Source organism: Geobacillus sp. WSUCF1 (assembly GCF_000422025.1).
GTDB classification, from domain to species: domain Bacteria; phylum Bacillota; class Bacilli; order Bacillales; family Anoxybacillaceae; genus Geobacillus; species Geobacillus zalihae.
On record NZ_ATCO01000024.1, the window covers coordinates 1 to 20734 of the forward strand.

General features: G+C 51.2%; 17 protein-coding genes and 3 pseudogenes. 5 read left to right on the forward strand and 15 right to left on the reverse strand.

Translation table 11 applies throughout. From position 1 onward, the window contains the following. Window positions 1–114: 114 nt before the first annotated feature. The 4 genes and pseudogenes from I656_RS12590 to I656_RS12575 form a co-directional block, all read right to left on the reverse strand. Window positions 115–216, reverse strand: a pseudogene (locus I656_RS12590) (pyruvate synthase alpha chain); the annotation flags it as partial. Between the two features lie 171 nt (window positions 217–387). After that, window positions 388–1182 carry a uroporphyrinogen-III synthase gene (locus I656_RS12585; protein ID WP_014195925.1) on the reverse strand — a complete coding sequence of 265 codons (795 nt, stop codon included), beginning with the start codon at window positions 1180–1182 and terminating at the stop codon, window positions 388–390. 208 nt (window positions 1183–1390) lie between these two features. After that, entirely contained in the window at window positions 1391–1636 is a 246-nt protein-coding gene (locus I656_RS12580; RefSeq protein ID WP_020278820.1) for a hypothetical protein, read from the reverse strand. 159 nt (window positions 1637–1795) lie between these two features. Further along, window positions 1796–4162 (reverse strand): immune inhibitor A domain-containing protein, encoded by a 2367-nt coding sequence (locus tag I656_RS12575; protein WP_020754031.1) that lies wholly within the window; start codon window positions 4160–4162, stop codon window positions 1796–1798. A 268-nt stretch (window positions 4163–4430) separates the two neighbouring features. On the opposite strand from I656_RS12575, the gene I656_RS12570 reads away from it, so the two are divergent. Both I656_RS12570 and map read left to right on the forward strand, forming a co-directional pair. Then, a complete protein-coding gene (locus I656_RS12570) occupies window positions 4431–5735 on the forward strand; it encodes an ATP-binding protein (RefSeq protein ID WP_033004823.1) in 1305 nt (434 codons plus the stop codon). Window positions 5736–5978: 243 nt separating this feature from the next. Continuing rightward, window positions 5979–6728 (forward strand): type I methionyl aminopeptidase, encoded by a 750-nt coding sequence (gene map, locus I656_RS12565; protein WP_033004811.1) that lies wholly within the window; start codon window positions 5979–5981, stop codon window positions 6726–6728. A 150-nt stretch (window positions 6729–6878) separates the two neighbouring features. Here the strand turns inward: map and I656_RS12560 are convergent, their stop codons facing one another. Further along, complete coding sequence (locus tag I656_RS12560) at window positions 6879–7280, reverse strand: secondary thiamine-phosphate synthase enzyme YjbQ (RefSeq protein WP_033004812.1); 402 nt, start codon at window positions 7278–7280, stop codon at window positions 6879–6881. A gap of 90 nt (window positions 7281–7370) precedes the next feature. Between I656_RS12560 and I656_RS12555 the strand changes: the two genes are divergently transcribed. Continuing rightward, window positions 7371–8378, forward strand: a complete 1008-nt coding sequence (locus I656_RS12555; protein ID WP_013523837.1) for an MBL fold metallo-hydrolase — start codon at window positions 7371–7373, stop codon at window positions 8376–8378. Between the two features lie 43 nt (window positions 8379–8421). Here I656_RS12555 and I656_RS12550 read toward each other — a convergent pair whose 3' ends face one another. The 7 genes from I656_RS12550 to I656_RS12520 form a co-directional block, all read right to left on the reverse strand. Then, window positions 8422–9270, reverse strand: a complete 849-nt coding sequence (locus I656_RS12550; RefSeq protein WP_020754035.1) for a TIGR03943 family putative permease subunit — start codon at window positions 9268–9270, stop codon at window positions 8422–8424. Window positions 9271–9285: 15 nt separating this feature from the next. Next, a complete protein-coding gene (locus I656_RS12545; protein WP_033004814.1) occupies window positions 9286–10152 on the reverse strand; it encodes a permease in 867 nt (288 codons plus the stop codon). 117 nt (window positions 10153–10269) lie between these two features. Continuing rightward, window positions 10270–12138 (reverse strand): PTS fructose transporter subunit IIABC, encoded by a 1869-nt coding sequence (locus I656_RS12540; RefSeq protein WP_020754037.1) that lies wholly within the window; start codon window positions 12136–12138, stop codon window positions 10270–10272. Window positions 12139–12164: 26 nt separating this feature from the next. Next, complete coding sequence (gene pfkB / locus I656_RS12535) at window positions 12165–13076, reverse strand: 1-phosphofructokinase (RefSeq protein ID WP_020754038.1); 912 nt, start codon at window positions 13074–13076, stop codon at window positions 12165–12167. Then, the gene (locus tag I656_RS12530) at window positions 13073–13825 is read right to left on the reverse strand and encodes a DeoR/GlpR family DNA-binding transcription regulator (protein ID WP_033004818.1); all 753 of its coding nucleotides are present in this window, start codon (window positions 13823–13825) and stop codon (window positions 13073–13075) included. The genes pfkB and I656_RS12530 overlap by 4 nt, the downstream gene beginning before the upstream one ends. Window positions 13826–14160: 335 nt before the next feature. Then, window positions 14161–15993, reverse strand: coding sequence for a diguanylate cyclase (locus I656_RS12525; protein ID WP_020754040.1), 1833 nt, complete (start codon window positions 15991–15993; stop codon window positions 14161–14163). Window positions 15994–16192: 199 nt separating this feature from the next. After that, on the reverse strand, window positions 16193–16786 hold the full coding sequence (locus tag I656_RS12520; protein WP_033004819.1) for a DUF5317 domain-containing protein: 594 nt from the start codon (window positions 16784–16786) through the stop codon (window positions 16193–16195). A 408-nt stretch (window positions 16787–17194) separates the two neighbouring features. Between I656_RS12520 and I656_RS12515 the strand changes: the two genes are divergently transcribed. Both I656_RS12515 and I656_RS12510 read left to right on the forward strand, forming a co-directional pair. Continuing rightward, window positions 17195–17476 (forward strand): AbrB/MazE/SpoVT family DNA-binding domain-containing protein, encoded by a 282-nt coding sequence (locus I656_RS12515; RefSeq protein WP_014195946.1) that lies wholly within the window; start codon window positions 17195–17197, stop codon window positions 17474–17476. A 20-nt stretch (window positions 17477–17496) separates the two neighbouring features. Then, window positions 17497–17919, forward strand: a complete 423-nt coding sequence (locus I656_RS12510; RefSeq protein ID WP_013145233.1) for a type II toxin-antitoxin system death-on-curing family toxin — start codon at window positions 17497–17499, stop codon at window positions 17917–17919. Window positions 17920–18435: 516 nt separating this feature from the next. Here the strand turns inward: I656_RS12510 and I656_RS17640 are convergent. The 3 genes and pseudogenes from I656_RS17640 to I656_RS19850 all read right to left on the reverse strand — a co-directional run. Then, window positions 18436–18581, reverse strand: a pseudogene (locus I656_RS17640) (FeoB-associated Cys-rich membrane protein). Between the two features lie 15 nt (window positions 18582–18596). Further along, window positions 18597–20577, reverse strand: a pseudogene (feoB, locus tag I656_RS0114805) (ferrous iron transport protein B). Further along, window positions 20577–20734, reverse strand: a 158-nt coding sequence (locus I656_RS19850; protein ID WP_033004824.1) for a FeoA family protein, incomplete at its 5' end; no start/stop codon positions are given. The pseudogene feoB and the gene I656_RS19850, both read right to left, overlap by 1 nt.

The following is a 20734-nucleotide window of genomic DNA, read 5'->3' on the forward strand; positions in this document are numbered from 1 at the left end:
CCTAACGGGAATGCTCCTTTTTATGATCCGTCCGTTGTTTCCATTATACTGTGTGCAGCATCTCCATCGTTGTGAGTCATATCACACCGCCGACAGGCAAGCGCAAAAAAACAGCACGCGCGCCCCCATGAGCGACGCGCCGTAGCAAATCCCCGCCGAACCGTGCTCGCCATCTGCTGGAATGAGCTTCGTTTCATGCTCGCCCCGCCCTTTCATATGAAAAATACATCCCCAGTTTTATTATAAGCGGAAAATGTTCGAAAAACTGTGACAAAAAATAAACAGTTTAGCATTTTTGATGAAACACATAATATAAAACATTTAACAAAAAGATGATCTCTTATATAGCAGGTTGGACAATTGATATAAAACAACCCTCAACAGGGCTTATTGTTGAAAATAACGGGCAAGCGTCACGATCATCGCTCCCATCCGCTCATGTTCCGGGGCGATGACGCGATCGACTCCCTCTTCTTCCAATGCTTCTTTTGTCACTTTGCCAACGGCGCAGGCCACGACATCGGTGCGAAACGCGTCAAGCAGCGGTGCGATCTCTTTTTTCTCGCGGGCGAACGAAAAGAAAAAGCGGACTTGCATCGCCGATGTAAAACAGACGGCATCGACTTCGCGCCCGACGATTTCTTTATACAATGTCGCCAGTGTCTCCTCATCCGGAGCGATATGCCGGTATGGCAACAATTCCGTATACAAAGCGCCTTGTTCAAGAAAAAACTGCTTCAAGGCTGGCGCGGTATCGCCGTACAGCTGTACAACAACGTTTTTTTCCGCAAAGTCGTGCCCATAAAGAGCAGCAATCAACCCTTTCGTCGTCCCGTCCTCGCTTGCGGCCACCGGGGTGACGCCGATTTGTTTCAACGCCGTCACCGTTTTATAGCCGCGGGCAGCCACGTTCGCTTCCTTGATCGTTCGATGCCATTGGGCAGCCATTCCCTCCCGGTCGGCCGCTTCCAACAGCGCCTCAAAGCCGATTCCCGTCGTAAATACGATCCAGTCCGGCCGCATGGCGATGACGGTTCGCATTTCCTCTCCCAGTTCGCTTCCCTTTGAAAAGACGGTCCCTTGCGCTGGACGAATGATGGCCGTTCCTCCTTGCTTTTCAATAAGCGTTGTCATTTCGTCCAGTTTGCGTGAGGCGCACAAGGCAATCCGTTTGCCATGCATGTCCCTTCCCCCTTATGGTCAGTCGTTCGTCCTTTCCATTCTAAAAGATGGTCTTTGCCTATGCAACAAAAACCATTCCGCTCCCTGGCACATCGCAACGCGAATGCCGCCTTCATTGGGTATAGCGCCCAGCGCAACAGAACAGACCGCAGGCAGAAACAGCCGACCACCATCAAAAAACACGCGCCCAAAGACGCGTGCCCTCCGTTCAACGAGTATGTACCATGGCCTCTTCTCCCCGACGGTCAAAGGAACCGATGATGCGCGTCGGCTCGACGGAAATGATCCGGTCCAACGGAATGTTCATTAGACGCATTTGCCGGTTGTAAACAAACAGTTTGCGCGTGTCCTGATACAGCTTGACCGGCAGCACGACCGCTTCCCCTTGATAGGTTTTTACACGCACCGGCTGCTTCTCGGCAATCCACGCCGACAGCTGTTCATACCATTCCATTCTGTTTGTTCCCCCTTCTCATCCAATCCTACTTATGATTATAAACGGAAAAAGCGGAAAAAAGGGGGAAAGAAAAATCAACAAATTCGACGAAGGGATGACAAACCGTGTCGACAAATGCTCGGCGCACGGAAATGTTCCGTGCGCCTTTGGAGGTTGTCAGCGGTAGATCAACACGCGCGCTGCCGTGCGGTCAGCGCTTTCACCGATGACGCGGATTTTTAGGCCATAGTTGGGCACGTTCCGGCCGGCGTCGACGGCCCCTTTATTGTCATACGACCGGCTGTCGTCAAACACCGGCGTCGGCGATGTATCGTTGTCGATCAGCTGTGAGCCATTGATTGCCACGCGGAATGGGGCTCCTTTTTGCAGGCTGAACGCCGCATCGTGCACTTGATAGCGAGTCGACGCTGTCGTATTGCCCGACCATTTTAACGTATGCTGGTCGGCATCCACAACGCCAAGAAACCCTTCGCCCGGATGGACGCCCGTCCAGTTGTTGTCATAGCCTTCATCCACATACCAGACGACAAGCCCTGGATCGTACGAAAGAAGCCGGTCGCCGCGCAAAATATGGGCGAGCCCTTCATCGACGCCGCGGTGGTTGCGCCATTCAAGCAAATAATAATGCTTCGAGCGCGCGATGCCGTCGCTTTTCGCAAAACCGTCCAACGCGAAAGCGCTGTCGCCCTCTGCATCGTCTGTGAGCGCGATTGTTCCATCTGCCGTCACTTGAATGTTGTCAACATACCAGCCAGCTTCCGACACCGCCACATCGGTGATGTAATGGAAGCGAAGGTCAATCGTTTGTCCTGCATAGGCCGACAAGTCAAATTCCGCCTTCACCCAGCCGTTTGACGTACCGGTAATGCCGTTGCCCGGGTTTTGCCCGTACGGATTGTCGGGCGTCGTAATGTTTCCTTGAATTGTTGTCCATTCGTTGCTGCCATGCGGTTTTACTTCTACCGCCCCATAATCCCAGTCTTTCTCAATCGCATACCATGTATCAAATGCCAGCGTCGCCTTGGACGCTCTCGTCAAATCGATCGTCGTTGACATCGTATGATCTAAGTTGTTTCCACTGCCGGAGAAATAGGCATACGCACCGCTTGGCGGGGTCGTGATGACCGTTTCTTTGTCCGGCAAGTTGATGCGCACGGCATCGTTGTTCGTCCCTTTCGTGTTCGCTTCATCGAGCACGACTTCAACACCGTTTGGCGTTACTTCGTTCCACTCAACGGTCGTTCCGCTCAGCCAGTTGCTGCCCGGCATGGTCGACTGCAAAAACTGTTTCGCCCAGGCGCTGAAGCCGGTCGGCTCGGTGCCCGGAATGCGTCCCGCCCAACTTCCGCTTGACATAATCGACCAATAGGCAACTGGCTCGCCCAGACCGGAGTAAATCGTATCGTATTCATCCGGCAGCCCTAAATCGTGGCCGTATTCGTGAGCAAACACTCCTGCCGCCCCGTCAGCCGGCTCAATCGTATAATCGTAAGCCGCCAGTTGGCCGCGCCAATACGGCACATCCGTCGTCGTATTCGGAATGCGGTACACCGATCCTAAGTTCCAGCGGTGCGACCAAATGGCATCGCCGCCGAGCGAACCGCCGCCCGATTCTTCTCCGACGCTGGAGTGAATGATCATTAAATGGTCAATCAAACCGTCCGGTTCGCGATAATTGCCGTCGCCGTCTAAATCGTAGCGATCCTCTTGGTCAAACTCACGCAAATCAATGGTCGGATCCTGGGCGGCTGCCGCCAGCGCTTCGCGCACAAGCGCCCGTGGATTGACGTCATTGCCATCCGGCGCCGGTACATTTCCGCCATAGTATTTAGCCGGATACTTCGCCTGATACCAGCCTGCCACTTTTCCTTCAATGGAATAGCTGCCGCCTGATTGCTCTTCATAATATTTTTTTACTGAGATAAGCTTCTCGCCATTCGGTCCATCGTAATAGCCGTCATCCCCGCCGAAAATCATGTCTTCATAATGTTCACGGGTATAATCTTTATAATACATATCCGTCTCATTCGGTTGAATGCGGTTGTGCGGAAAATCCGGGTATTCAATGAGCAAAACGAGCACGCGGTCCACCCGCTTGCCACCGTTCCATGGCTCCGGCTTGACGGATGGCACGGAAGCCGTTTTCGATTGTCCGAGCTTTTTCCCTTTCCCGTTCAGCACGCCATTTGTCTGCTGTCCGTCCTGCATCGCCTCGGCGCGCTTTGCCTCTTTATCGTATAATTCTCCTTTTCCCCGCGGCATATGAATCGCCTTTTGCCGCAAATAGTCGCGCACTGCTTGTTCCACCTCAGCAGGAGTCGCATCAGCGCGAAGCTTTCCGCTCCGTTTCAACATTTCCGCCAGCTTTTCCTCATTGGCAATCGCAAAATCGACCGGTCCCCCTTGCTTCACAGCCGGAATGCCGGGGGCGTTAGCCGCTTTCGGCGCTTCCGCCGGAGATGCCCACAGCCCGATGCCGAGCGACAGCGCCGCAACAAGTGATGGAATCGACCGTTTTTTCAAAAATATCCCTCCATATCAAATAAAAGGTTGATAGAAAATATATACAATTAAAATATTATAGAATAATATAAAAAAATAAAGGGTATTTTTTATCAAGAACAAAATAGTTCTTTTTACCTATTTTGTCGAAAAAACGAGATTTATAGCAAAAAAAGGCTATCGATTTCACCTTAACATCCAGACAGTTTTCCAGTTACAATGTAATATATTCGCAGTTTTTGTAGAAATTCTGGTTATGCAGCTTGACGATGGGAAAGAAGGTGCCGCGATGCTGAATATTTTCAAAGACTTTTTGCTCAACTTGTTTTTCATCCTTCTGCCGGTGTTCCTCGTTCCCCTCTGTACGGAGCAGGAGAAGAGGCCAAAACGATTCCGCCTTTATTTGCCGACCATTTGTTACGCCGTCGTGATCATGTTATGCATCACCCTCCCGGTCGGAACAGAGAGCGATTTCATCTTCGACTTGCGGCAAATTCCTCTGTGGCTTGGCGGTTTGTACGGCGGAGCGGGGGCGGCGACGGTTTTAGCGTTTACGGCGATCGCCTACCGCTCGCTGTTCGGCGGAGCTGGCGTCTTCGTCACCGTCGTCGTTTCCATCGCCATCGCTGCAACAAGCAGTTTATTGACAAAACGGTTTGTCGAGCTGCCAACCAAACAGCGCACGCTGTTCGCTGCATCGCTCAGCTTCGGCTCTGGCCTATTGACCGTCGCCATAGCGGAGTGGATGGCTGCTGCGGTTTCTCCTCCGCCTTCCGTTGCGCTTATCTTTTTGTTTGTACAGCCCATCAGCATGCTCATCGTTTGTTCGTTTCAGGAAATGGTGCACCATAACATCGCGCTGCGCAAACGAGTGATTCGCGCCGAGAAAATGGAAGCCGTCACCCATTTAGCTGCTTCCATCTCTCATGAAATTCGCAACCCACTCACCGCGGCGCGTGGGTTTATCCAACTGATCGAAGAGCAGCCGCTCGCTGCCGACAAACGACGCCAGTATGCGCGCATCGCCATTGAGGAGCTTGACCGAGCTGAAGCGATCATCACCGATTACTTGACGTTTGCCAAGCCGGCGCCCGAGACGCCGGAAAAGCTGAACGTGAAGCTCGAAATCGAGCGAGTCATTGACATCCTCCGCCCGCTCGCCAATATGAGCTGCGTCGATATTCAAGCGACGCTTGCGCCATTTTCCGTCATCGGTGAGCGCGAAAAATTCCGTCAATGTTTGCTCAACGTAATGAAAAACGCCATCGAAGCGATGCCTAACGGCGGGACGTTGCAAGTATACGTCTCCATTGACAACGGACGCGTGCTCATCCGCATCGCCGATACCGGCGTTGGCATGACGAAAGAACAGCTCGAACGGCTTGGCGAACCGTATTTTACGACGAAAGGCGTCAAAGGCACGGGGCTCGGGATGATGGTCGTCTACCGCATCATTGAATCGATGAACGGAACGATTCGCATCGAAAGCGAAATACATAAAGGAACGACGGTGTCGATTTATTTGCCGCTCGCACCGTCTCCTTCTTCCTCAACGATTTCTGATAAAGAAAAACAGCTGTTTGCCGCCTTTTGACATAGCAGAGGCGAGCTGGAAAAGCTTTTTGCAGGCAAGGATCAATCACTCGAAATTCTGTATGCCCCCATCAAAGGGCCTTTCTTTTTCCTGAGCATCTTCGCCTCTTTCGCATCCTATTTTGAGGTGAAATCTTGGAATCGATCCGCAGTTCAGAATGGATTGCCGCGGTTTCACATCACCGTTCTTTTTGCTACAATACTTATCGAAGCGAAACACATCGAGGGAAAAGGAGACAGTTGCATGATTCACGTCAAAACGGAACGGGAAATTCAATTGATGCGCGAGGCGGGGAAACTCTTGGCCGCCTGTCATCAAGAGATCGCCAAACGCATCGGACCGGGCGTCACAACGATGGAAATCGACCGGTTCGTTGAAACGTTTTTGGCTAAATACGGCGCCAAACCGGAACAAAAAGGATACCGCGGCTATCCGTATGCGACATGCGCTTCCATTAACGATGAAATTTGCCACGGGTTTCCGCGCAACGAGCCGCTGAAAGAAGGCGATATCGTCACGATCGACTTTGTCGTCAATTTGCGCGGAGCGCTCGCCGATTCCGCCTGGACGTACGCCATCGGCGACGTCGGTGAAGACGTGCAAAAACTGCTTAACGTCACCGAGCAGTCGCTCTATAAAGGAATCGAGCAAGCCGTTCTCGGCAATCGGATCGGCGACATCGGCCACGCCATTCAAACGTACGTCGAAGCGCACGGCTTTTCCATCGTCCGCGATTTCACCGGACACGGCATCGGCCCGACGATCCACGAAGAACCGTATGTCCCCCACTTCGGTGAAAAAGGAAAAGGGATGCGTTTAAAGGAAGGGATGGTCATCACGATCGAACCGATGGTCAACATGGGGGCATGGCAAAGCAAAATGGATCCGAACGGCTGGACGGCGCGAACGATCGACGGCTCGTATTCAGCGCAATATGAACATACGATCGCCATTACGAAAAACGGACCGCTCATTTTGACGACGCCGGCGTAAGGGCAACGGCGCCAGCCGGCTTTTTGCCAATAGAAAAACCCGGGCAAACGATTCGCCCGGGTCTTTTCTATGCTTTTCCCCATTTGCTGACGGTATGATTCAGCCATCGTCTTTCCTTATGTTTAATATTCACATAATATAATTATGGTTTCATCCTCCAATGACTTTCACGTAAAACGTCCGGTGGCGCGGCCCATCGTACTCGCAAAAATAGACGCCTTGCCACCGCCCAAGGAGCAGGCGGCCTTCATGAATGATGACGTGCTGCGACGCACCAACCGTGCTCGCTTTCATATGGGCGGCTGTGTTTCCCTCCATATGGCGGTCAAGCGGATGCTCCCACGGATATGTTTCATCAAAGCGGCGCATCATGTCGCGCTTGACATCTGGATCCGCGTTTTCGTTAATGGTGATGCCAGCCGTTGTATGCGGACAATAAACGACAGCGATCCCTTCCGTCACGTTAGCCTGGCGCACCGCTTCCTCGACAAAGGAAGTAATGTCGATCATGTCATCCCGCTTTGCCGTGCGGATTGTAAACGAACGAAGCATACATTCCACCACCTGGGCAAACATTTTGTACTTCGCAAAAAAGGTTTGCTACTCTAAATAATATAACACAAAAAATGGAGTGAGAAATCGTTGGCCAAGCGCTATGAAAACTTAGACGGCGTCTCGACGCACAAAACATGGGCCGATTTCCGCCGCTGGCAGCGGGAGCGGAAACAAAAACAAAAAGATTTGTCCTACGTCGTGCCGCATGTTTCACCGCCTCAATACGAGAGGCTTCAGGAGCCGAATGGCAGGCCGCAGCTCTGTTGGGTCGGCCATTCGACCTTTGTCGTTCAACTCAATGGCATCACCATCGTCACCGATCCCGTCTGGGCGAATTGGATGGGCGCGGCCAAACGCTTGACGGCTCCCGGCGTTCCGCTTGACAAGATGCCGCCCGTGGACGTTGTGCTCATCTCCCACGGCCACTACGACCATTTGCATTTCGGCAGCCTCCGCCGCTTAAAAGGCGATCCGCACGTGTTCGTGCCGGTCGGCCTCGGCCGCTTGTTCCGCCGCCGCGGCTACCGCCATGTCACCGAACTGTCATGGTGGGAAACGGTCGTCTTCCGTGATGTGTCGCTGACGTTTGTTCCATCCCAGCATTGGACGCGGCGGACGCTGTGGGACACGAACACGTCGCATTGGGGCGGATGGGTGATCACATCAAACGGCGCGCCCACCATCTACTTCGCCGGCGACAGCGGCTACTTCCGCGGCTTTCGCGACATCGGCGAACGCTTTTCCATCGACTATGCGCTCTTGCCGATCGGCGCGTACGAACCGGAATGGTTCATGGGGCCGCAGCACACCACACCCGAAGAAGCGGTGCAGGCGTTTTTGGACTGCCGCTCCCGGCTGTTTGTGCCGATGCATTACGGGGCGTTCCGCCTCGCGGACGATACGCCGAAAGAAGCGCTTGACCGCCTATGGGCTGAATGGCGGCGGCGCGGATTGGAAGAGGAGCGCTTGCTTTGCTTGAAACTCGGCGAGGTGATCGATGCCGCCCAAGCGTTGACGGCCCTTTCCCCATTCGACAATTCGTTCAGCCAAACAAGCGCAATCACCATGGTGAAACAAGCGCGGCAAAAGGAATGAGCGCAACTTTATCCAAAAGAGCGAGCCAGTCCGCGGCTCGCTCTTATTCATTGAATTGGCGGTATACGTACGGCTCCTTCGGTTTGGCCACCCTCTCCCATGACGTCACTTTTACATACGGAAGCGTCATATGAAACGGCTGGTAATACATGGTGGATAGCGTACCTTTCACATGAATCCATTCATCATTTTGAAGCGGCGCCGTCTTTGGAAACTGAAGGAGCAGCCCGTACACCCCTGAATCCGCAACACAATGAATGATTCCAAAGCGAAGGAGAAACGCCTCATTGGCGCGCGCCGTTTCTTCACGGTAGACAAACCCGGTGAATTCAATGTCGCGGGCGGCAAATTCGCCAGGAAACTGATAAATCGTTTCCATGGCATTTAAATAGTTTTGATCATTCAACTCCAAGCGAGGGAGACGGCTGTATTTTTTCAGCTCTTTTTCCATGGCATTTTGATAATCGTCCCGCCCATAATACATGCTCGTATCCGGACGCAAAAACTGCCGCTGGGCAAACGGATCGCTGCCGTCAGCCGCCATCCCAGGAACATGAATCCCTTTCGCCTTTACGACTTCAGAATCCAGCGTCGCAACGGGAAACAAGAAGGCGGAAACAAGCGGAAAAACAAAAATAAGGTAATTCACCGCCCGCTTCCAGCGCGCGGACGGCTCATGATGATGATGGCCGCAGCATTCTTCCCCATGATCGTGCGGTTCCTCGTTGCGGCTTGCCAGCACAAATTGCACGATCGTTAAAAAAGCAAACACAAACATCGCACTAAACGAAATATACGAATACCGCATATTAATGTATTTGCTCAACTCTCCAGTAATATATAAATGAAAAAACAAAAACGCAAACCCAAGCAAAATATACATGCGAATCATGCCGCCACCTCCTTGCTAGATCAATAGCGATCCGGCAAACACAAACAACGTGATATAGGAAATCAGTTTCCACACAAACCGGGCGCGGAATGACTGAAACAACATGAGCGTATTTTTCACATCGAGCATCGGCCCGTAAACGAGAAACGCTGCCAGCGCGTGAAACGGAAATGTGCTTTGAAACGACGAGGCGATAAAGGCGTCCGCCTCGGAACAGAGCGACAGCACGAAGGCGAGCGCCATCATGACCAAAGAGGCCGCCACTTTCCCATTGCCGATCGACACAAGCGCCGACGTTTTCACATACGTTTGCATCACCGAAGCAATGAACGCCCCAATGATCAAATACTTCCCGGTCGCAAAAAATTCATCGATCGTATGGCGCAGGGTGCCGACGATTTTCTCTTTCCAAGTACGGGGCATCATCGGCATCTCGCGCCGTTCATGGCGCAACTCGCTGCCTTCATGCCGAATCGCTATCACGGCACCGACAGCGACGGCGACGGCGCAAGCGAACAGCGCCCGGCACAATACCATCGTCCAACTGCTTCCGAAGGCGATATATGTCGAAAACAGCACAACCGGATTGATGACGGGCGCCGTTAACATAAACGGCACGGCCGCGTAAAGCGGCACCCCCTTGGCGACGAGACGGCGGGTGATCGGCACGATGCTGCATTCGCATGAAGGGAAAAACACCCCGATCAACGCCGCATAAACAATTGCCAAAAAGCGATTTTTCGGCACCCACCGTTGTACGGTCTCTTCACTGACAAACATTTGAATGACTCCGGAAACAAACACCCCAAGCACGACGAACGGCAACGATTCAATCAATATACTGATAAAAATCGTATTCAGCTGCAAAAACGTGTTCATCATGGGTTCTCCTCTCATTTACAACCGTTCATTTTACCATGAGAAATGGCCATTGTCATGAAAATTTGGCAAGAAAAATCAAAAAGGCGCTTCGCCTTTGACGAAACGCCTCTTCTTCTATTATTCTTCCACTTCTTTTTTCCACAGCCCGACCATCAATGCGGTCACGATGGAACCAATCAAAATAGCCAATATATAAAGCCATGCGCTGCCTTTGACGATCGGGATGACGAAAATTCCGCCGTGCGGCGCCGGCAGCCCGATATGGAACCACATCGTCAACGCTCCGGCTACAGCCGAGCCGACGATAATCGATGGAATAACCCGCACCGGATCAGCCGCCGCAAACGGTATCGCCCCTTCCGTGATGAACGAAGCGCCCATGACATAGCACGTTTTTCCAGCTTCCCGCTCGGCTTTCGTAAACTTTTTCTTAAAGAACGTCGTCGCCAGCGCCAAGCCGAGCGGCGGCACCATCCCGCCAGCCATAATCGCCGCATGCGGCGCAAAGTTGCCCGCTTCAATCATGGCTAGCCCAAACGTATACGCCGCTTTGTTGATCGGTCCGCCCATATCAACCGCCATCATGCCGCCCAACACCGCACCAAGCAGCACTAAGTTCGCGGTTCCCATGCCGGAAAGCCAATGTTTCAACCCTTCATTCAACGCTTTGACAGGATCGATGACCACATACATCATGATGACGCCAGTGAGAAAAATGCCGAATACCGGATAGAGCAGCACCGGTTTAATCCCCTCAAGCGACTGCGGCAAGCGGCTGAACAATTTCCGCAATCCGACGACCAAATACCCGGCCAAAAAGCCCGCAATCAATCCACCCAAAAACCCAGCGCCGCCGTTCGCCGCCAGAAAGCCGCCGACCATCCCCGGCGCAAACCCTGGTCGATCGGCAATGCTCATGGCGATGAATGCGGCCAGCACAGGAACCATCAACGCGAACGCATTGCCGCCGCCGATGTCCATTAACAGTTTGGCAAACGGATGATACGACGGATCGTTCGGGTCAAACGCTTTAATGCCGAACGTGAAGGAAATGGCAATCAAAATCCCGCCGCCGACGACAAACGGAAGCATATTTGATACGCCGTTCATCAAATGCTTGTAAAAACCGGTGCGCGGTTTCGCCGCCCCCACGCTGCCCCGCGCCGCACCGCCTGCCCGATAAATCGGCGCGTCTTGGCGGAGCGCCTGCTCGATGAGCTTCTCCGGCTCGCGGATCGCACGAGCGACCGGCACTTGGATGACAGGTTTCCCGTCAAAACGGTCCATGTCGACTTGTTTATCGGCTGCGACAATGATCGCCGCGGCTTCTTCAATCTCCTGTGCGGTGAGAGCGTTTTTCACTCCATCTGAGCCGTTGGTCTCGACTTTGATGGATACCCCCATTTCGGCTGCTTTCGCCTTCAGTGCATCAGCGGCCATATACGTATGAGCGATTCCGGTCGGACAAGCGGTTACTGCCAACACTTTCCGCCCGTTCCCTGCCCGCACCGCTTGCTGTGGAGCTTCTTGCTCGCTTTCTTTCGCGGCAACCAAACGGATAATCTCCTCCTCGCTTGAAGCGGTTTCAAGCTGAGCACGGAACGATGCATCCATCAACATCGACGACAAGCGGGCGAGCGCCTCAAGGTGCGTCTGCTCCCCGCCTTCTGGCGCGGCGATCATGAAAAACAAATGGCTTGGCTTGCCATCGAGCGACTCATAATCAATGCCTTCCACTGAACGGCCGAACGCCACCGCCGGGCGCTTGACCGCCGCCGTTTTGGCGTGCGGAATGGCGATGCCGTCGCCAACGCCGGTCGTGCTTTGTTTTTCCCGCGCCCAAATGGCTTGCTTAAACGCTTCCACATCGCTGACCGCTCCCGCTTCGGCAAGCTTTTCAGCCAGTTCATCAATGACTTCGCCCTTTGTCTTCGCTTGAAGCGCGAGAATCATCGTTTCTTTTGTCAACAAATCTGTAATCTTCATTGGCCCAATCCCCCTTTATTTTCAATTTATAAATGCACGATATGGACGCGGTCGACGAGCGCTTCCACTTCCTCTTTCGTACACAAATCTTCCGAAAACGCGGTCGCGCTTCCAGCGGCGACACTGTAAGCAAACGCTTCCTCAATGGATGTTCCGCTCGCCCAGGCGGCCAAAAATCCAGCGACCATCGAATCGCCCGCCCCGACCGAATTTTTCACCGTTCCTTTTGGCGCTTCGGCAAACAGCGTTGCTTCCCGGCCGAAGTAAAACGCCCCCGCGCCGCCCATTGACACAATGAGATGTTCCACTCCTCTTTCAACCAACCGGCGGCCATAGAGGATGATTTCTTTTTTCGTCAGCACAGCGGCGCCAAACAGTTCGGCCAGCTCATGGTGGTTCGGCTTGGCAAGAAACGGCCGGCAGGCGAGCAGCGCCTCGAGCGCCGGACCGCTCGTATCGACAACAAGACGAACACGCCGTTTCACCGCTCGAGCCGCCAATCGCTCGTACATGTCCGCCGACAGCGACATCGGCGCGCTTCCGGCGAGCACAAGCACATCACCGGCCGAAAGCGCTCCGACTTTCGCTATCAATTGCGTTGCATCGTCATCGGCAATCATCGGGCCTTCACCGTTAATTTCCGTCTCCCGCCCAGCTTTCAGTTTGACGTTAATGCGCGTTTGCCCTGGGACATGAACAAAATCGCAGGCAATGCCTTCTTTCCGAAGCTCGCTTTCAATGAACCCGCCGGTAAATCCCCCGACAAATCCAAGCGCCGTGCTGTCAACACCGAAACGCTTCAACACGCGCGATACGTTGATCCCTTTCCCGCCTGGAAATGTGAACGTTTTCAGCGAACGATTCAGTTCGCCAACATGAAGCTCATCGAGGTGAACGATATAATCCACAGATGGATTCAACGTACATGTGTAAATCATGGAGCCACAACCTCTACCGTTGTTTTAGTTCGATACAAATCTTTCCACTCTTCATCCAATTCATCGGTGATCAACACCGCTTCATGCAAATCCGCAATTTTCGCAAACGAGCTTTCATTCAACTTCGAATGGTCAGCAAGCACATACGCACGTTGCGCCAGCTGCATCGCCGTATATTTCACCAGCGCTTCTTCCGGATCCGGCGTCGTATAACCATAATCGTAATGAACGCCATTGGCGCCGATGAAACATTGGTCGAAGCGGTACTGCCGCAGCGACTCGATGGCGCCGCGCCCGATCAACGCCTTCGTTTTCGGCTTGATCATGCCGCCGACCAAATACGTCGTGACGTTATGCTCAAGCAGCCGCTCGACATGCATCACGCCGTTCGTGACCACGATGACCTCTTTGCCAGCCAAGTGCGGAATCATTTCCCGCGTTGTCGTTCCCGCGTCCAAATAGATGCAGTTTCCTTTTTGCACCAAGCTGGCCGCATAGGCGGCGATCCGCCGCTTTTCCTCTATATATTTCAGCGACTTTTCCGACACACTTAATTCTTCGCGTTTTTGCTGCAACAACGCCGCCCCGCCGTGCACACGGCGCAGTTTCTTTTCGGTCTCAAGCTGCGTCAAATCACGGCGAATCGTCGACTCTGACGCCCCGGTCGCGTCAACGAGCTCTTGCAGCTTGATGACTCCTTTTTGCGCCAACAGGTCCAAAATGAGGCGGTGACGTTCTTCTGTCAGCACACTCCCACCTCCGATCATCGGGGATATCGCTTACAACTCTATCATATCCCAAGATAGTGAAAAAATCAATCAAAAACATTCATTTTCTATCAATATAAATCAAATAAATAATTCAATCAATCAAAATCGATCAAAATCTCATCCATAAGTAAATGTTCCTCTCTACTCCCAGCACATGAACGTCACAGCCCACCGACGCTTGATTTTTCACAGAAAGGTCCATGGGCAATGGTTTGCCCTCCACCCGGGGATTGAAAATCACCGCTTGCCGGCGCAGGATTTTCACGGAAAGCCAAAAATAAAAACACTTGCCATCGGCAAGTGCCTTCTTTCACTTAATTCAGTTGCTCCATCTCGGCAAGCGGCAAATAATGCTTCCGCACAAACGCGACAAACTTCGCCGCATAGACCGGATCAAACTGCGTTCCTGCGCAACGTTCGATTTCCTCAAGCGCCTCGTCAAACGTTTTCGTCGGCTGGTACGGCCGCTCAGTTGTCATCGCATCAAACGAGTCGATAATACACAAAATGCGGGCCAGTTTCGGGATTTCTTCCCCTTTCAGCCCGTACGGATACCCTTTCCCATCATATCGTTCGTGGTGCAGCTCGACAAGCGGAAGCAACTCATCGAATCGCTTCTCCGCCGCCACAATCTCGCGCCCCCACGTTACGTGCTTTTTGATGATCTCCCATTCATGCTTCTCCAACTTTCCCCGCTTATTTAAAATATCGCGCGGCACTTCAATTTTGCCAATGTCGTGGATGAGCGCCCCTAAAATGAGCGTCTGCCGTTCATGGTCGGTCAACTCATCAAGACGGCTGCCAAACTCCAACGCATATTTAAACACCCGTTTGCTATGGCGGTATGTATAGACATCTTTGGAAAGAAAAAATTTCACTTGCTGCTCGAGCGCTTCCAAATCTTGCTTAAACTTAATCTCATCCAAGCACATATTGTGCTTATCATACAGCTGCACGTTGTTTTTCCCTTGCGCCTTCGCGTAATAAAGCGCCTGATCGGCGCGGTGGATGAGCTCATCGCTTTCATGCATATCCTTTTCCATCTCGGCGATGCCGCACGAAAACGACAGGCAACGGTACGGAATATGCTCGACGCCTTCAAAATATGTATCGTTCACTTCCTTGCGCAGTCGGTTTAAAAACGCGTACGCGTCTTCTTTCACCGTGTTGGGCATCAAAATGGCAAACTCTTCCCCGCCATAGCGGGCGACCGTAAAATTCGTCCCTTCCACCGCTTGTTGCAGCAGCTTCCCAAAAAAAGCCAACAAACGATCTCCTTGCAAATGCCCGTTCCGGTCATTGTATTTTTTAAAATCGTCCAAATCCAGAAATGCCAAGGTCAACGGCTGTTTCAACAGCTTGCAGTCGGAAAACTGCTCCTTGAGCGTTTCTTTGAAAAAACCGTGGTTGTATAGGCCGGTGAGATGGTCGCGATTGACTTGATTTGCTTTTTCCTGATATAAATAAAGAAGCTTCCGGAAGGCAATGGATAAAAATGTGATTAAAATGGTAAACAAGAAAACACCAAAATATTTGGCCTCTTGCAACAAAAATAACAAAACAAGCGAAAGAATTAGAGTAATGCAATAGGTCATTCCCACTTCTTTTAATAATCCGAAATTGAGAACACCATTAAATAAACGTTGTGAAGAAATAATAAAATAACAAGATAGCACCAGTATATTTACTAAAAAATAAACAAACAAAGAAATTATATAAGGAAAGATATTGGTAATATTTATCGTGCCGACCGTTCCTCCAGATAAATGAAAAACATAATGTGCACTTATAATCATCAAACAATACATAGAAAAATTAAATAAATGCTTCCATAATTCAATGCTTCTTTTATATAGGGCATATATAAAACTAAATATTCCCAACACAAGTAACGTAATATGTAAATTAAAAACAAATAAACAAGCCAAATAAATCGATGAATCCATAGAAATAGAGTTCCCTTTTGGGGGAAGGTAAATCAAAAAACGATTCACTATAAGAACAGAAGCTGTTAATACATAAATCAAAACCCAATCACTCAAAGAAAAAAATGAGACGGTCAAATGAAAAAAATAAACAAAGAGACCCAGTAAAGAAATCCCTAAAATATAGAGTTTGACACCGATAGACGATATACGATTTCCCATTCAAAATCACTCTCAGTAATTCAAAATTTATAAAAAAGCTAAGAGAGGCAGTTTTCAGCCCCTCGTCATTTCAATCGTTATTACACAATCATTATTACACAAGCTTCATACCCGATGTCAATGCAACAATCACAGACCCAATAATCAACAGGTTAATAAGAGTTTGTTTCCATTTCATAAATAAACTCCTCCCCTTAATTTATTGATTCGCAGGAGCACCCGTTGTTTCTTCAGCATCATCTGCTCTATGCCGCGGTGCACTGAGCATCAGATGCTGGATGAACAAGAACGCCCCTACGTTCATCACAACGTCGCCGATGCTGATGACTTGTTGGCGCGGGTACGGCGGAGACAGCGGGATGATGTCGCCGAGAAACGGTAGAAGCGTATCCGATGTGATCGCCTGGTGCTTGCCGTACAGACCGGCTTTTAACGCTTCGATGTATTCGCGGCCGAGAAATTGGGCGGCTTCGATCGATACCGGCATCCGTCCGCCGTTTACGGCCATGACGATAAAGTTAAGCAAGACGCCGGCGAAGATGACCGGAAACCCCGGCTGATGGCGGTTGAGCCACAGAAATGCGAGTCCTGTGATATAGACGAGAAGAAAAATAACGTTGCTCATTTTGGCGATCCACTCGATGCGTTCTTGAAGGAAAAAGACGATAAACTGCACCGCCAACAAGAGCGGAAACAACCAACCGCCGCGCAATTTCATGTTGGCCAACCCTTTCAGGCTTCCGCCGCGAAACCAGCCGATCAACAACGACAAAATGATTCCATCGTAAACCATAATGCTGTCCCCTTGATAAACAGAATTTTCTCTTTTTTCTAAACTGCTATCCTCACTTCTATTTTTACCGTTTTTTTCATTCCATGTAAATAGTCCGTTCGTCCTAACTACAAACAAATTTTGATGAATATCGTTTCCTTCTTTTCGTTTTCGTCATTCTTTGAAACAAGAAACGACAAAAACAGCGGTAGGTATATCCATTGAATAGTGACAAAGAACCTACCCTCAATGGAATGATCCCCCGACTGCAAATGCGGCATGCGTTTTTCTCGTTGAAAGACAAAAAGCCCTTTTTTATTATTCCGTATTGCTTTTCGGAAGATTATTGTTATAATTGTTTATACAGTAATAATTTTATGGATAAAAACGTCCTTTTTGTCCATATTATGGAAAGGAGATGGAAAAGAAATGGACGCGGAAATGTTGGGAAGCAAGAATGACAAAACGTATACACGTCGGATTAGCCAAGTCGGGAATAGTTTGTCCGTTAGCATCCCGAAAGATTTAGCCACGATGCTAAACCTAAATAAAGGCGATGAAATCGAAATATATTACGACAAGGAACGAGGGGAAATCGTGATGAAACGCGCAAACCGAATTCCAAAAGAAGTCCGTCCTGAAGTCGTGATGGCGATGAACCGCGCGATCTCCAAATATGACGAAGCGCTGCGCAACTTGAAATATAGATAAAGGAGCAACCGGAGGAAAACATGGTTTATTATTTGACAGCGGAAGAAATCCTATTTATCCATTACACGGTCATGGAAATGTACGACGACGCAGAACAAGCGGGGATCCAATTCCCCGATAAATTCGCGTGGATGTTGGAAAGACCGAAAACGAAATTGTTCGGGGAGGAACAGTTCCCTTCGATTATTGAAAAGGCTTGCTGCTATTACCATTCCATCGCGACAGGTCATATTTTCCACAACGGCAATAAGCGGACGGCTTTAACCGTATTCGTCACGTTCCTTGATTTGAATGGATATGAGTTCACGATGACCAATAAAGAAGCGGAAGATTTCACGGTGTACCTTGTCGAGGATGCCAAGTTCCGGGGAAATGATTGCATCCAGCATCTTGCCCACGAATTAGAGAGTTACATCCGTCCCATCCAAAAACGAAAAGAATGAGGAAAAGAGTGAGGAAAAGAGCGGGCCAAAGCCGGGTCAAGTTCAATTATTGCGTGAAATTCCATCGCCAACCCAGTAAACTTGGATGACAGGACAACAACATCGTTTTTTGCTGCTTTGTTTTTACGCAACTGTGCGAACCTTGATCCAAAGCCGCCTTTTCGCTATTCGCAGCTTTTCATACTTTTACCTTGCGGCAGGTATTGGGTATTGTCAAAAGTTTATCCTCCACACTCACGGTCTTCCCTTGAGTTTCAACGGTTGAACGAAAAAAGCTTTCTACCCCCGATGTTTTCGGCCATCATTGAGGCAACAACACCCAACAGCCAAAACAAAGGGCGGCCTGATCTTTTGTCCTCCAGAGCCCGTTGAAACGGATGGTCCGTTGAAGCAGCTTACCCATTGTATCCCCGCTTATTTTTTGGCTATCCTACAACATGGAAGCGAAAGTCTTTCGTCGGAAAATGAGAAAAACGGATTCCGATCATCGTCAGGAATCCGTTCGTCTTGAACGGGTTACCTCTCCGTCCCGCAGCTGCCTCGGCAATGGTCCGCTGCATGGCATGACGCGCACGCCCCTTTGGCGCTTTTTTCACGTGGCGAACCAGCGTCCAGCCGGCGTAGGCAAAAATCGCTCCGCCGATCACAAGATTCGCGATCATCGATTCTCTCTCCTTTCATGAATAACCAAGCATATGCCCAAACTGATAGACGGCAAACGAAATGACATACGCAACCGTCAGCGCGCAGCCGATTGACAACAACGTCCATTTCCGCGACCCGGTTTCTTTGCGAATCGCCGCCACGGTTGCCAGACACGGAGTGTAAAGCAAAACGAACACCATAAAGCTGAACGCCGACAGCGGCGTAAACTGGGCAGCAATCACTTTCTTCAGCCCGCTTGCTTCATGAACGTGGTAAATAATATTCATCGTCGACACCACGACTTCTTTCGCCAAAAAGCCGGTGATCAAAGCCGCGCCCGCCTGCCAGGCGCCAAAGCCAAGCGGGGCGAGCAGCGGAGCGATGAGGCCGCCGATGGCGGCGAGAAAGCTGTCATCCATCGCGACGCCGACCCCATGCGGCCCGATATACGTCAACAGCCAAATGGCGACCGAACCGCCAAAAATAAACGTACCGGCTTTGCGAACGAACCCTTTCCCTTTCTCCCATGTGCTCCGCCATAACGTGAGCGCCTGCGGCACGCGGTATGGCGGCAGTTCAATGACAAACAGCGAACTTTCGTTTTTCAAGAGCGTCGATGAGAACAACTTGGCGAGCCCCAAAGCCACTACAATGCCAAGCACGTAAAGCGAAAAGACGACAAGCGCCTGTTCGCGGACGAAAAACGTGCCGGCAAACAAGGCGTACACCGGCAAGCGGGCGGAACACGACATAAACGGCAGCGCCAAGATCGTCAACAGCCGTTCTTTCGGCTGCTCGATCGTGCGCGCCGCCATCACCCCGGGAACGTTGCAGCCAAAGCCGATGATCATCGGGATAAACGCCTTGCCGTTTAACCCGATCGCTTCCATCATCCGGTCCATCACCATCGCCACGCGCGCCATGTACCCGGAGTCTTCGAGAAGCGAGATGAAAAAAAAAAACAAAATGAAAATTTGCGGAACAAACACCAGAACCCCGCCGACCCCAGCGACAATCCCGTCCAAAACGAGTGCCTTGATAAACGGCGACGCCCCCGCCCAGTCGAGAAGACGGGACAGCCAATCCGCAAGCGGCCCGGAGAAAAACGCATCAAGCCGATCGGCAAGCGGCCGTCAGCATAAACACCACATACATCAGCGCCAAAAAAATCGGCAGCCCGACATAACGGTTTGTTACAACCGCGTCGATTTTTTCCGTTAGCGTCAGCGGTTTTTGCTCAAACTCGATGGCCGTCGCAGCGATTGTTTCACTGATCCAACGGTCACGCGTTTCATAAATATGCTTGGCTGCCTGACAGCCGAGCGCCTGTTCCGTCTCCTCACGGATCGCCAACAACGGTGACAAATCGAATCGCCCGCGCAAATAGGCGGCGATGCGCTCGTTTCCTTCAAGGAACTGCAACGCCGCCCATCGTTTGTTTCCAGGCACATCGTCCGGCAGCTGCTCGGCAATGCGGCGGATCGCGCGTTCCACCTCAACGCCGTAATCAATAAAAATGCGGGAATGGTGTCCGTCTTTTGCCGACAAAATGGTGCGCGATAACTCCTTTGTCCCCTTTCCCGTTCGGGCGATGACCGGAACAACTGGGACGCCGAGATGGCGTGACAGCTTGGCGGCATCGATTTTGACGCCGCGTTTTTCAGCGACATCCACCATATTCAAAGCGATGATGAGCGGGCGGCCAAATTCCAATAGCTGAACCGTCAAATGCAAGTTGCGCTGAAGTTGTGACGCGTCAACGATATTGACGATCACTGAACACGGCTCGGTCAATAAGAAATCAGTCGCCACTCCTTCATCACGGGACAGCGGCTGGAGCGAGTAAATGCCGGGCAAATCGACGACCGGCACACCGTGTTGGCGAAGCACTCCTACTTTCTTCTCAACCGTTACCCCGCTCCAGTTGCCAACATATTCATAAGAGCCGGTTAAACAATTAAACAATGACGTTTTTCCAGTGTTCGGATTACCAAACAGCGCTACGTACGCCATCATTTCACCTCAATCGCCGACGCTTCTTTGCGCCGTAAGCCGATGGCCTGCCCATCAACTTCGATCATCACCGGTCCGCCAAACGGCATCGCGGCTTTCAACCGCACCGTTTTCCCTTCTTTCACCCCTAGATGAAGAAGGGTATTGTCAAAAGTTT